Here is a 12,460-nt window from a genome sequence, read left to right as displayed (position 1 = left end):
CGCGCTAGTCAAGCTGCACGCCGGTTTCCCTGACCAGCTGGCTCCAGTCGTCCAGGTCCTGGCGCAGGGTCTGGGTGAATTGCGGAGGCGTGGTCAGCGGCAGGTCCGAGAAGTTGAGCTCGCGCATGCGCTGGATCAGGACCGGGTCGCGCAGCGCACGCAGCACCTGTTCGTTGAGCCGCGCGACGATGGCCGGCTTGGTCTTGGCCGGCGCGAAGATGCCGTACCACGAGTAGTTCTTGAATGGGTAGCCGGCCTCGGTCATGGAAGGCACCTCGGGCAGGGAGGGCAGCCGCTCCGTGCTGTGCGCCAGCGCCTTCACGCGGCCGGCCTTGACCAGTTCCACGGTGGTGGCGGTGTCACCGAAGCCCGCATCCACCTGCCCGCCCATGATGTCCTGCACGCAGGGGCCGGAGCCCTTGTAGGGGATGTGGGTCATGGTGATGCCGGCCTGTTTCTTCAGGCTTTCCATGGTCAGGTGGCCGCCCGAGCCCAGACCCCAGGAGCAGTAGTTGAGCGTGTCGGGATGGGCCTTGGCATAGCTCACGAATTCCTGCAGCGTGTTGACGGGCAGGTCCTTTCTGACCAGCAGCAGATTGCCGGCACGCCCGATCTGGGCGATGGGGGCGAAGTCCCTGAGCGGGTCGTAGGGCAGCTTGCGGTAGAGGCTGGGGTTGACCGCCATGGTGGCCGCGTAGGTAAACAGCAGGCGGTAGCCGTCGGCCGGGCCCTTGGCCACGGAATCGACGCCGATGATGCCGTTGGCGCCGGGGCGGTTGTCCACCACGAAGGGCTGCTTCATGGCCTTGCCCAGCGCGTCGGCGAACAGGCGGGCAATGGTGTCGGTGCCGCCTGCGGCCGCTGTGGGCACGACCAGGGTCACGGGCCGGCTGGGGTAGCCGGCGGTGTCTTGCGCATGGGCGGTGCCGGAGGTGGCGGAGGCCAGCGCTGCAGCGAGGGCCAGGCAGCGGCGCAGGTGGTGCGGTTGAGTGTGCATGGATATCTCCTTGGTGGGACTGGCCAGCGGGCGGGCTAGCGGATGCCGAAGCGGCCCTGCGTGCCTTGCTCGATCATGTCGGCGCTGACTTTGTAGAGATTGCGCGATACATAGCTGGCGACCTGGGCCGCGCGCTCGCGCAGCCAGGCGGCCTTGAGGGCACGCGCCTGGGCGAGTTCGGGCGCGTCGCCATGGGCGGTGGCCAGCAGGTCGATGACGTGCAGGGCCAGTTGCCACTGGCCGGCGTCGGCCAGGGCCTGGGCGCTGGCGATGACGGCGGCCTTGTCGGTGATGGCCCGGGCCACGGCGGCGCCCACGGCTTCGGGCGGCTCGGGGTGCAGGGTGGTGGGATTGCGGTCCCACCAGCCGTTTTCCGAGCGGTAGATGTCGCGCACGATGTAGCTGGGGTCCCCATACGTGGGTTTCATCCAGGGCATGCCGAACAGCTCCTCGGGGTAGTGCATCCGGGCCAGCACCTGCTGCTCGCCCAGGCCCTGGTTCATGAGGCTGACCACTTCGGCGCGCAGCCAGCGCAGCGCGCGGGCCGTGTGGGTGAGCACCTTCTGCACTTCGGCCTCGCCCTCGATCACAGGGCCGAATTCGCGCACGGCGATGCGTGGATCGAGCGCGGCCAGGGCTTCGAGCGTGCCGGCCCAGCGCACGGTGTCGCGCAGCGTGCGAAACGGCGTGCCGATGTTGGGAATGGAGTCCAGCAGCGCCGCGCCGCCGTAGATCACGCGCTGCGCGGGGCTCCACAGGGCGATGGCGTCGTCGGTCTCGGACGGAGTCCACAGCAGTTCGATGCGCTGCTCGCCGCTGCCTATGACCAGGCGCTGGTCAAAGGTTTCAGTGGGCTCGTGCATGGCCAGCCGGCGCTCGAAGAAGCCGGGTGAGCGGTTGAACTGCACTTCGGCCATGCGGTGCTGCAGGGCCTGCGTCTCGCGGTAGCGTGCGTGGCGGCGCAGCACGTTGCGGTGGGCGATGAGGCGGGGCGCGGGCTCGCCGCGCTGGCGCGCATGCTCCAGCCACTGAGGCACGCCGGCGTTGTAGCCGATGTGGCCGTGGCTGTAGCACAGCGCATGCACGGGGGCGTCGCTGAGCGAGCGCAGGCTGTCGATCATGCCCTGGGTAACGGAGCCGCCGGGGCCAGCGTCCACGACCACCAGGCCGGCGTCCGTCTCGGCCACGAAGGACTGGCCCTGGCCGCGCAGTATGTGCAGGCCCGGGGCCACGGTTTCGCTGCCCGTGCCCACGAGCAGGAAGGGCTTGTCGTCGTCTTTGCTGTCCATGTCAGGTCTCCTGTTCATCGTTCAGGCGCTGCAGCGGCGGCAGTGCGTAGCGCCCGTTCAGCAAGTCGGTGCGCGGCAGATAGGCGCGCAGGCAGAGGTAGAAGCGGCCTTCGGGCGCGGGCAGCCAGTTGGCGCGCGCGGCTTCACTGTGTGGCGCGGCGTGCTGTATGTGCAGGGTCAGGCCACCGTCGGCGTCGTGCTGCATGCCGGTGCTGCGGTCGCCTATGGCGTAGCGGTCCAGCGGGTTGTCCACCAGCATGTAGCTGCGCGCGTCGTACAGGGTGATGGACCAGAACGCGTCCACGGGCGGCAGGGCCCCGGGCGCAAAGCGCAGGCGGTAGCGCGCGCCGCCGTCCAGGGGCAGGCCCCGGGCATCGGTCCAGGCCATGGGGTAGACGGCTTCGCGCCCGTCCAGCATGCCTATGTACTTGAGCGCTACCTGGGCGCGGGTGGCGTAGTCGTCGCCGAAGCTGTCCATCACCAGCGGCGGCACGATCCAGCCCGAAGCCTGGCTCGTGCCGGACTGTGCGCTGCGCAGCCGCAGCAGCACGGCGTCCAGCGCCTGTTGCAGGACCGGGGCCTGCCCCTCGTCCGGCCCGGTGCAGCCGCTGCCCAGGCCCACGGCTGCAAAGCGCTCCACCAGTTCGCGCTGCGCCGCGGGCGGCGGATTCTCCCGCAGCGCGGCGTTGACCTGGGCAGCGAAGTGGGCTGCCGTGGCCGGGGCCTGGGGGTCGCAGTCCGGCGTAAAGGCGTGGGGTGCGGGCGCGACTGCCGCCTGGCCGGCCAGCCAGTCGGCCAGCGGGGCCATGCTGAAGCCGTCCTGCAGCGCATGCACGGCCGCCAGGTCCCGGGGGCCGTCCACCAGGATGCGGCCTATGATCCAGAGCCAGCGCGTGGGCGCCTGGATGTGGGCGCCGGGCGCATCGAAGCCCGCGGGCAGCGCGCCGCTCCAGCCTGGCGGCGTGACCAGGAAGGAGCGCGCCTGGGTACCGGTCAGGCGCGGGCCTATGTGGGCGAAGGGATTGGTGTAGAAGTCCAGCAGGCCCAGCACGTAGTAACGCCCCGCGGTGTCGGGCACATTGATGACCAGCGGTCCTGCGCCCAGGTCCAGCCAGGCATTGGTGTAGAGCGTGTCGTTGTTGGGTGTGACCACGCGGCTGGTGCCGGCGCGCAGCAGCTGGCGCGCGTGGGTGAAGAGGTTGCACCAGCGCATGCCTTCAGGCGCGGCCTGGCCCGCCTCGGTGCGCCGGGGCGAGGTGGCAGCGCGCATGCGGCGCATCTCGTAGAGCGGGTAGGCCCAGGTCACGGCTTGCTCGGCCAGGGCCTGCTGTGCGGCGGCCGTTGTGGTGACCGTCATGCGTGCACCGCCTGTGCCTGCAGGGCGGGAATGCGCCAGCTCTGCACGCCGTCGCGCGGGTAGTACATGCGCAGTATCAGATAGAAGCGCCCGGCGGGCGAGGGAAGCCAGTTGGCTGCATTGGCGGGGCGCTCGTGGTCGATCTGTATCTCCAGGCTGCCGTCGGCGCCGAACTGAAGGTCTGGCGTGCGGTCGCCGATGGCGTGGCGGCGGATGTCGTTGGGGTAGAGAAAGCGGTCGCTGTCATACAGCGTCACGGACCAGAAGGCATCGGCCGGCGGCAGGTCGCCCGCTTCGAAGCGCATCACATAGCGCTGCTGGCCGTTGAGCGGCTCGAGGTCGGCGTCGTAGTGCGAGGCGGAGTAGATGGCCTCGGTGGTGGCCAGCGCGCCCAGGCCCAGGTAGGCGGTGCGGGCGCGGATCAGGAAGTGGCTGCCGTAGCGGCCGGTATTGGTCGTCATAGTCCACGGCCTAGGACGGCGGTTGCTGCCCATGGCCGCCACGGTCTGCACGCCGTCGGCAAAGCCTTCGATGAGGCCGGCGCGCGTGGGCTCGTCCAGTGCCTCCCAGGAAAAAGGCACGCCGGGCACCAGGCCGGCCTGGCCCAGCCAGGCGACCAGGCCGCGGTCCTCGATGCGGCCAGGCGCCTCGGCCAGCGCCTGGCAGAGATTGGTGAAAAAGCGCGGCGCCACCTGCTGCGCGGGCTCTCCGTTCTCGAAGGCTGCGGCCATGGCGTCCACAGGCTCGCCGCACCAGTGCGCGATGGCGGCGGGGCGACCCTGGAGCACGGTGCCGGGCGCGGGCTCCAGACGTATCTCCGACTGCAGCGCGCGCGCTGCGGGCCAGTCGCTCTCGTCGCCCGCGAGGATGCGGCCTATCAGCCAGACCAGGTGGGTGGGGCAGTGCACCGCGCGCAGATGGGACATCGATGGCGGCACCTGGCCGCCGGGGCCGAGCAGGACCACGGTCTCGCCTTCGGGATTGCAGTTGCGCGGGCCCAGGTTCTCGAAGTTCTCGGTATAGGCGTCGTACAGCGGCAGCACGAAGTAGCGCTCCGGATGGCGGGCCGAGGACGGAATGGTCAGCAGCATGGGGCCACCTTCCAGGTTCAGCCAGGCCATGGAATACAGCAGGTCGTTGGCCGGAGTGACCACGTCGCGATCCTCGTGGGTGGAAGGGCGCGGCGCATGGTGCAGCGTGTTCATGGGCGCGCGCACATCCGAGCCGGCCGAGCTGCCGGGGCGCAGCCGAGCCTGCTCGGCGGTCTGCAGGGCGCAGGTGCGGTAGGTCTCGGTGAGCGGGTAGCCGTAGACGAAGGCGGCCTGGCCTATGGAGCGGGCCAGAGCCTGGCGCGTCTGCTGCAGGGTCGTGGTGGACTGGGTCATGGAATCTACCTTTGCAAAAGGAACAGGAAGGCGTTCGGGAAAAGGGGGCAGGGCTTCAGTTCGGCTGCACGCCGGTGGACCGGGTCAGCGCAATGGCGACGGGCAGGTAGGACTGATAGTCGCTGGCGGCCTGGGCGGGCGTGTTGCCTATGGGGTCGGCCCCCATTTCCTGCAGGCGGCGCAGCATCTCGGGCTGTCGGACCACCACGGCCACCTCGCGGCCTATGCGCTCGACGATGGCGTCGGGCGTCTTGGCCGGAGCCATCAGCGAGGTGGGTGCCATGAAGGTGTAGACGTTGTCCTTGAAGCCCTGTTCGGCAAAGGTGGGGACGTCGGGCATGGCGGTGGTGCGGCTGGTGCCTGGCACGGCCAGGGCGCGCAGCCGGCCGGACTCGATATAGGGCTTGAGCGTGGAGATGGAGGCCGAGGTCATCTGGATCATGCCGCTGATGAGGTCGGAGACCATGGGGCTTTCGCCCTTGTAGGCGGCGTGCAGCACCTTGACGCCGTACTTGCGCTCCATGAAGGCCTGTATCTGGTGCGGCTGCGTGCCCGCGCCCCAGGAGCCCATTGCGTAGTCTCCGGGCGCCTTGCGCACCAGCTCGATCAGCTCGGCAAAGGTCTTGGCAGGCACGGAAGAGTGCACGGCCATGACGGTGCGCTGGCCGGCCACGTCCGAGACCATGCGCAGGTCGGTGCGCGGGTCGTAGGGCAGCTTCTTGTACAGCACCAGGTTGGCGGCGATGGGGCCGGGCACGGTCAGCAGCAGGGTGTAGCCGTCCGCGGCGCTCTTGACCACGTAGTCCGTGCCAATGATGCCGCCCGCGCCGCTGCGGTTTTCCACGATGACGGGTTGGCCCAGGCGCTTGGACAGACCGTCGCCCAGGGTGCGCGCGAGGATGTCGGAGGAGCCGCCGGCCGCGAACTGCACGATGATGCGCACGGGCCGGCTGGGGTAGCTGCCCTGGGCGCGCGCGGCGGCCGGAGTCAGGGCGAATACGGGAGCGAGTGCGGGAGCCAGGCCCGCCAGATGCCGCAGGCAGCTGCGCCGGGACAGGGCTGTGTAGTCGGTGCTGGAGTCGGCTGCGCAGCTGCCTGCAGGCAGGCCCGGCATGGCGCCGTCGTTGTGGCCGCCAGCGGCCGGGGCTTGGGTGTGATGGGTCTTCATGCGAATCCTTGGGTTGGAGCAGAGGGCATGCGGGCCGCGCTCAGCGGGCTGGGACTGTGCAGCGGTCGGCGCCTATCACCAGCGCATCGACCGCCACGCAGCCGCCCTGCTCCCGGGGCAGGGCGATCAGCGGGTTGATCTCGGCGCTGGACAGGGTGTCGCCGCAGCGCTGGGCAAAGTCGGCCAGGGCCACCAGCGCATCGGCCAGCGCCTGCAGGTCCGCGGGCGGCTTGCCGCGCGCGCCAGCCAGGATGGGAAAGGTGCGCAGCTCCTGCACCATGGCCAGGGCATCGTCCCGGGTGATGGGCAGTGCGCGCAGCGACACGTCGCGCAGGATTTCGACGTGGATGCCGCCCAGGCCGAACATCAGCACCGGGCCGAACACCGGATCGCGGTGCACTCCCGCAATGCATTCGACGCCGCCGTGCACCATGCGGGCGGCCAGCGCTCCGTCCAACTGCGCTGTGGGCCGTGCCTGGCGCGCACTGGCGAGAATGCGCTCGAAGGCGGCGCCCGCATCCACGGCCGTGCGCAGGTTCAGCGCCACGCCGCCGACCTCGGACTTGTGCGCGATGTCGGCGCTGGCCACCTTCAGCGCAATGGTTCCGCCCAGGGCCTGCACGGCCTGCGCCGCCTGCTGCTGGGTGCGCACCAGCTGGTGGGGCACCACGGGCATGCCGGCCTCGGCCAGCAGTTCCATGCTGCGGGCTTCGGACAGGCTGCCTGGGGGCAGCTGCAGCGCGGACTGGGCCGGGAAAGCCGGCGGCAGCGGCGCTGCGCGCGGCGCATCGGCCAGCGATGCCAGGGCGCCTATGCAGCGTATGGCCGCGCTGGGGTCCGAGAACACCAGGCAGCCCAGGGCTTCCATCTCGGCGCGGCGCGCGTCGGAGCACAGCGTGCAGATGGCCAGCAGCGTGTCGGGGTGGGCGGCGCGCAGCTTTTCCACCAGGGAGCGCAGCACGGCCCAGAACGCGTCGGACAGGCCGCCCGCGGCGAAAAAGCCCAGCCAGCTCGCGAAGTTCCGATCCCGCATCATCAGCTCGGCGCTGCGCTCGAGCAGGGTGACATCGTTGGTGACCTGGCCCGTGATGTCCACGGGGTTGCGCGGCGCGGCAAACGGCACCCATTCGAGCAACTGGCGCTGGGCGGCCTCGGACAGGGGCTGCACGTCGAGGCTGGCGGCGCTGGCGTCGTCGGCCATCATGGCGCCCACGCCGCCCGAGACGGTGAGCAGGCCCAGGGAACGGTTGCGCGGAATCGGCGCGATGGAGGCGCTGGCCGCCAGCGCGAAGAAGTCGCTGATGGTGTGGGCGCGCAGCACACCGTACTGGCGGAACACGGCGTCATAGACGGCATCGTTGCCGGCCAGCGATGCCGTATGCGAGGCGGCCGCGGCCGCGCCCAGCTCGCTGGTGCCCACCTTGAACATGATCACGGGCTTGCCGTGCTCGCGCGCCAGCGCCAGGGCCGCGCGCAGGCGCTCGCCGTCGCGGCAGCCCTCCAAGTAGGCCATGATGACATCGGTCTCCGGATCGCGGGCCAGCCAGGCCAGGCCGTCGGCCAGCTGCACGTCGGCTTCGTTGCCCGTGGTCGCCCACAGGGACAGGCCCAGACCGCGCTCGCGCGCCATGCTGTAGGCATAGGCTCCAAAGGCCCCGGACTGGCTGATCAGGCCTATGCGCCCGGGCTTGACGCGGCCCGCATTGGGGGCGGGCGAGAAGGTTGCATAGGTCTGGTGGCCGGGGCGCATGAAGCCCAGGCAGTTCGGGCCTATGAGGCGTACGCCGGCTGCGCGGGCGCGTTCCTGCAGGGCCTGCTGGGCCGCCGCGCCTTCGGCGCCGGTCTCGGCAAAGCCCGACGAGAACAGCACCATGGAGCGCACGCGGGCTGCGGCCGCGTCCTCGAGCACTGCGGCCACGTGGGCCTGGGGCACGGCCACGATGGCCAGATCCACGGGCTCGGGGATGTCGGTCAGCCGCGCGTGGGCCGGCAGGCCCTGCACCGTGGCCGCGCGCGGGTTCACGGCATGCAGGCGGCCCGTGTAGCCGAAGCGCAGCAGGTAGTCGAGCGGAATGCCGCCTATGCGCTGCGGCGAGTCGGTGGCACCGACGACGGCGACGGAGCGTGGCGAGAACAGGGCGTCCAGCCCGGCGAAATCAAAGTCCATGGATGGCTGCATAAAGTTCCTCTGTCAGAAGTTGTGGCGCACGCCCAGTGCCAGCGAACGCACGCCGTTGCCGCTGTCGGCCACCACGGGCACGTTGGCGATGGATACCGAGGAGCCGCCCGCGTTGCTCAGTTGCAGCCAGCGCGCGTACAGCGTGGTGCGCTTGCTCAGGTAGTGGTCGTAGCCCAGGGTCCAGGCGGTCTGGCGGCGTTCGGATCCGTCGACCTTGCGGCGTGCCACCGATAGCAGCACCTTGGATGTGAAGGTTGCGCTCCACTCCGTGCCCAGCTGCAGGAGGCGGGCGTCGCCCGTACCGGCCTGGTTGATGCTGCCGCGGCTGTAGCTGCCGCTCAGGCGCAGCTCAGGCATGGCCTCCCAGCTGGCCACCAGCGTCTGGTAGCGGCTGGTGCGCGGCGTGGCCACGGGCGCTGCCGCGCTGCCTTCTGTGGAGTTCTGGACGCTGTAGGCCACGAAGAAGGGCTTCCGGTTCCAGCCCACGGTGCCGCCGTAGAGCCGGGCGTTGTTGCTGTTGGGCGAGGGCACCTCGCCGAACGAGTAGGCCAGGTCCAGCACCCAGGGCTGGCCCTCGGGAAGGCGGTAGCGCACGAGATTGCTGCCGCGCGCGGCAAAGGCCTTCAGGCTCGGCTGGCCGTCAGTGCTATAGCCGAGGTTGGTGGGAGAGAACAGCGAATTCATGCCGAACGGATCGGCGCTGAACAGGGCGCTGAACATGGGCGTGTACATGCGGCCCATCTGGACGTGGCCCCAGGGCGCGCTCAGGCCGATGAAGGACTGGCGGGTGAAGGCCAGGGAAGGGCCGGGAATGGTGCCCATGCCGGTGTCGGGAGTGACGCCGGCCTCAAGCATGAAGCGGGCGCGCCAGCCGCCTCCCAGCTCCTCGACGCCGCGAAAGCCTATGCGCGAGGCGGCGCTGCCGCCGTCCTCCAGGCGTGTCAGCCGCGTGGCCCCTGATCGGGCGCTGTTGAGATGGACGTCCATGACGCCGAAGATCTCCACGCTGCTCTGCGCCCAGGCGGCACTGCCGAACATTGCCCAGCCTGCGGCGACCAGCCATTGCTTGTGCTCCACGATATGTCTCCTGTGTTTGTGCTTTGCACGGGCGCACAGCCTTGTGCTGTGGTGTGACTGCTACTATCCGAACCAGTGCGGTTGGCACTCTGTCAACCCTTTGACAATTGGCGGCACTCAAGCCCGGGACTAACCCGGAGCCTGTTTTCCCGCGCACACAGATCCATGCCTCGCAAATACCACCCTGAAGCCGATTCCGTGGCGCTGATACGGCGTGCCCTGAGGCTGTGCCCGCTGATGGGGCACTGGCCGGATGACGTGCTGGACGAAGTGGTGGACGTGGCGCGGCTGAGGCGCTATGACAAGCGAACGCCCCTCATGGTCGGCGAGCGATCGCGCCGCGAGGTGCTGGTGGTGGCTTCGGGGCGTCTGGCGGTGGAGGGCGTGGATGCAGCGGGCGTGCGCTTCGTGCTGTCGCTGCACGGCCCCGGAGAGATCGTGAGCCTGGTGCGCATGCTGGGCAACATCCGCTTCGTCTATCACTTCGTGGTGCAGGAGGGCACGGTGCTCGTGCACCTGCCGGGCGGGGCCTTCATGGCCGTGCTGGATGCGTATCCGGCGCTGTGGCGCGATGTCTGCATGCTGGTGCTGGAGCGCCTGCACGAGCAGATCGCCACCCAGCAGCGCCGCGCCCTGGGCGATACCGCCAACCATGTGGCCGATGCGCTGGCGCGGCTGGCGCTGATCCACGGCAAGCCCATCGAAGGCGGCCAGGCCGTGAGCCTGCGCATCTCGCAGGGCGATCTTGCGGCCATGCTGGCGGTCTCGCGCCAGACCGTGAACAAGGAGTTGCGCACGCTGGAGCAGATGGGCGTGATCAATGCGGCCTATGGGCGCGTGACCATCCGCGACCTCGAAGCCCTGCGCCAGGCGGGCGGCGGCTGATCCGCCTGTGGCACGTGTGGTGCCGGCCTCAGCGCGGCGCTGCTTGCGGCGCGGGGCGCATCAGCGTGCTCTGGCCGAACAGGCTTTGCACCAGATCCACCACCAGCTCCGCCGTCTGGTTGCGCAGGTCCAGCGCCGGGTTGAGCTCCACAATGTCCAGCGAGGCAAGACGGCCGGTGTCGGCAATCATTTCCATGCACAGCTGGGCCTCGCGGTAGGTGGGACCGCCGCGTACTGGCGTGCCGGTGCCGGGAGCAATATCGGGGTCCAGGAAGTCCACGTCGAAGCTCAGATGCAGGTGGATGTCCCTGTCGTTGCGTCCCAGCAAGGTGAGCAGTGCGCGGCGCATCACTTCACGCATGCCCAGCTCGTCAATGGCCCGCATGTCGTAGACCTCCAGCCCCAGCTCTCGGATCATGTGCTTTTCGCTCTCGTCCACGCTGCGCAGGCCGATCTGACAGAACGATGAGGCGGGCAGAGCGGGAGTCGTGCCCGACAGCGAGGCCAGCTCCGTCGGCCCCAGTCCGCAGAGGCTTGACACCGGCATGCCGTGCAGATTGCCCGTGGGCGAGCTTTCGGGGGTGTTGCAATCCGAGTGGGCATCGAGCCAGAGCACGCGCAGCTGCTTGCCCGTGGCGCGGCAATGGCGGGCCACGGCGCTGATGGAGCCTGTGGCAAGCGTATGGTCGCCACCCAGCAGTATGGGCAGCCGGTTTTGCTGCAGCACCTGCAGTACCGCGTCATGGGCGATCCGGTTCCAGCTCAGGCATTCGGCCAGATTGCGCAGACCCTGGGCATCGCGCGCGCCACGCGGGTTGGCGGGGCCGCTCAGATTGCCCAGATCGCTGACCTGCACGCCCAGCCGTTCAAGGGCTGGACCGAGCTGGGCCACACGCAGGGCATCGGGTCCCATGGCCGCGCCAAGGCGTGAGGCACCGATATCGGTGGGCAGACCGATCAGTGTGGACGATGTGTATGCCATGAGCCGCTCCGCTTCAGGCCGTCTTAAGGGCCGCAAGATTGATGATCTGGGGGGGCGATGCCTGTCTCACCATGGCAAACAGATCCTTGGGGTCGGCGAGCTCCGGCACCAGCTCGATCTGAGACAGCAGGCCCGCGCCTTGCGCCAGGCTGTGCATGGTGCGCAGCGCCGAGTAGTCCTCCAGTGCGAAGCCCACGGAGTCGAACAAGGTGATCTGGGCGGCCGATGTCCGGCCCGGCGCCAGCTTCTGCAGCACGCGCCACAGCTCGGTCACGGCAAAGTCGGCAGGCATTTGCTGCAGCTCGCCCTCGATGCGCGTTTGCGGCTCGTACTCGACAAAGACCTGCGCACGTTGCAGGGCGTTGGCATCGAACTCTGTCTTGCCGGGGCAGTCTCCGCCCACTGCATTGATATGCATGCCGGGCTCCAGCAAATGCCCGGGAATGATGGTGGCGTGGGTCTTGTCGGCGGTGACGGTGGTCACGATGTCCGTGCCGGCCACGGCGTCTCGCACGCTGGTGCAGACGATGGCCGTGGCGCAAAAGTCGGGCAGGAACGGCTGCAGGTTGCGCAGCAGCTTTTGCGAGGCTGCAGGGTCGATGTCGAACAGGCGCAGCTCGCGCACGCCCAGCAGCTCCATGAAGGCCAGCGCCTGAAATTCACTTTGCGAGCCATTGCCTATCAGCGCCATGCTGCGGTTGCTGGTACGCGCCAGATGACGCGCGGCCATGGCGGATGTAGCGGCGGTGCGCAAGGCCGTGGTCAGCGTCAGCTCGCTGACAAAGCGCGGCATGCCGGTGGCGACATCGGCCAGCGCGCCGAAGGCCATTACAGTGGGCAGTCCCAGACGCGGATTGCGCGGGTGGCCGTTGACGTATTTGAAGGCGTAGTCCCGCGCATCGGCCACCGGCATCAGCTCGATCACGCCGCTGGCGGAATGGGCGGCCGTACGCGCGCTTTTGTCGAAGTCCTGCCAGCGGCCGAAGTCGGCCTCCAGGGCTTGGCTGATCAGGCGCAGCACCTGGGGGATGCCGATGCGCGCCACCAGCCGGGCTGCATCGCTGGCGCTGAGAAAGTCGGTCCGGAATGGTGTCCGGGCCAGAGCTTGAGGAACAGACATGAGACTTCCTCCTTGACCTCA

10 protein-coding genes are annotated in these 12,460 nt (G+C 69.2%); 1 reads left to right on the top strand and 9 read right to left on the bottom strand.

Annotated elements, in window-relative coordinates; genetic code table 11:
• Positions 1–4 precede the first annotated feature (4 nt).
• From AC1RTQ_RS02485 to AC1RTQ_RS02455, 7 genes are read right to left on the bottom strand one after another with little or no spacing between them, the layout of a single operon-like run.
• Positions 5–997, bottom strand: coding sequence for a Bug family tripartite tricarboxylate transporter substrate binding protein (locus AC1RTQ_RS02485; protein ID WP_492874079.1), 993 nt, complete (start codon positions 995–997; stop codon positions 5–7).
• A 35-nt stretch (positions 998–1,032) separates the two neighbouring features.
• Entirely contained in the window at positions 1,033–2,286 is a 1,254-nt protein-coding gene (locus AC1RTQ_RS02480; RefSeq protein WP_492874078.1) for an alkyl sulfatase dimerization domain-containing protein, read from the bottom strand.
• 1 nt (position 2,287) lies between these two features.
• Entirely contained in the window at positions 2,288–3,643 is a 1,356-nt protein-coding gene (locus tag AC1RTQ_RS02475; RefSeq protein WP_492874076.1) for a DUF1254 domain-containing protein, read from the bottom strand.
• Positions 3,640–5,028 (bottom strand): DUF1254 domain-containing protein, encoded by a 1,389-nt coding sequence (locus tag AC1RTQ_RS02470; RefSeq protein WP_492874074.1) that lies wholly within the window; start codon positions 5,026–5,028, stop codon positions 3,640–3,642. The genes AC1RTQ_RS02475 and AC1RTQ_RS02470 overlap by 4 nt, the downstream gene beginning before the upstream one ends.
• A gap of 55 nt (positions 5,029–5,083) precedes the next feature.
• On the bottom strand, positions 5,084–6,196 hold the full coding sequence (locus AC1RTQ_RS02465; RefSeq protein ID WP_492874072.1) for a Bug family tripartite tricarboxylate transporter substrate binding protein: 1,113 nt from the start codon (positions 6,194–6,196) through the stop codon (positions 5,084–5,086).
• 40 nt (positions 6,197–6,236) lie between these two features.
• The gene (locus AC1RTQ_RS02460) at positions 6,237–8,375 is read right to left on the bottom strand and encodes an acetate--CoA ligase family protein (protein WP_492874070.1); all 2,139 of its coding nucleotides are present in this window, start codon (positions 8,373–8,375) and stop codon (positions 6,237–6,239) included.
• A 12-nt stretch (positions 8,376–8,387) separates the two neighbouring features.
• Positions 8,388–9,452 carry a porin gene (locus AC1RTQ_RS02455; RefSeq protein ID WP_492874068.1) on the bottom strand — a complete coding sequence of 355 codons (1,065 nt, stop codon included), beginning with the start codon at positions 9,450–9,452 and terminating at the stop codon, positions 8,388–8,390.
• 165 nt (positions 9,453–9,617) lie between these two features.
• Here AC1RTQ_RS02455 and AC1RTQ_RS02450 point away from each other — a divergent pair, with 165 nt between their 5' ends.
• Positions 9,618–10,337, top strand: a complete 720-nt coding sequence (locus tag AC1RTQ_RS02450; protein WP_492874066.1) for a Crp/Fnr family transcriptional regulator — start codon at positions 9,618–9,620, stop codon at positions 10,335–10,337.
• A 28-nt stretch (positions 10,338–10,365) separates the two neighbouring features.
• Here AC1RTQ_RS02450 and rocF read toward each other — a convergent pair whose 3' ends face one another.
• Both rocF and ocd read right to left on the bottom strand, forming a co-directional pair.
• Positions 10,366–11,319, bottom strand: a complete 954-nt coding sequence (gene rocF / locus AC1RTQ_RS02445) for an arginase (protein ID WP_003081233.1) — start codon at positions 11,317–11,319, stop codon at positions 10,366–10,368.
• Between the two features lie 13 nt (positions 11,320–11,332).
• Entirely contained in the window at positions 11,333–12,439 is a 1,107-nt protein-coding gene (ocd, locus tag AC1RTQ_RS02440) for an ornithine cyclodeaminase (RefSeq protein ID WP_492874064.1), read from the bottom strand.
• Positions 12,440–12,460 lie beyond the last annotated feature (21 nt).

The organism is Comamonas sp. GW821-FHT11H03, from assembly GCF_058807955.1.
The sequence above is the reverse complement of the archived record's forward strand: the minus strand, read 5'-3'. Positions and strand labels throughout refer to the sequence as shown.

What these genes read in the sequence shown, in the direction of transcription:
- AC1RTQ_RS02485 (WP_492874079.1), bottom strand. Translation starts at nt 997, where the DNA reads ATGCACACTCAACCGCACCACCTGCGCCGCTGCCTGGCCCTCGCTGCA.
- AC1RTQ_RS02480 (WP_492874078.1), bottom strand. Translation starts at nt 2,286, where the DNA reads ATGGACAGCAAAGACGACGACAAGCCCTTCCTGCTCGTGGGCACGGGC.
- AC1RTQ_RS02475 (WP_492874076.1), bottom strand. Translation starts at nt 3,643, where the DNA reads ATGACGGTCACCACAACGGCCGCCGCACAGCAGGCCCTGGCCGAGCAA.
- AC1RTQ_RS02470 (WP_492874074.1), bottom strand. Translation starts at nt 5,028, where the DNA reads ATGACCCAGTCCACCACGACCCTGCAGCAGACGCGCCAGGCTCTGGCC.
- AC1RTQ_RS02465 (WP_492874072.1), bottom strand. Translation starts at nt 6,196, where the DNA reads ATGAAGACCCATCACACCCAAGCCCCGGCCGCTGGCGGCCACAACGAC.
- AC1RTQ_RS02460 (WP_492874070.1), bottom strand. Translation starts at nt 8,375, where the DNA reads ATGCAGCCATCCATGGACTTTGATTTCGCCGGGCTGGACGCCCTGTTC.
- AC1RTQ_RS02450 (WP_492874066.1), top strand. Translation starts at nt 9,618, where the DNA reads ATGCCTCGCAAATACCACCCTGAAGCCGATTCCGTGGCGCTGATACGG.
- rocF (WP_003081233.1), bottom strand. Translation starts at nt 11,319, where the DNA reads ATGGCATACACATCGTCCACACTGATCGGTCTGCCCACCGATATCGGT.
- ocd (WP_492874064.1), bottom strand. Translation starts at nt 12,439, where the DNA reads ATGTCTGTTCCTCAAGCTCTGGCCCGGACACCATTCCGGACCGACTTT.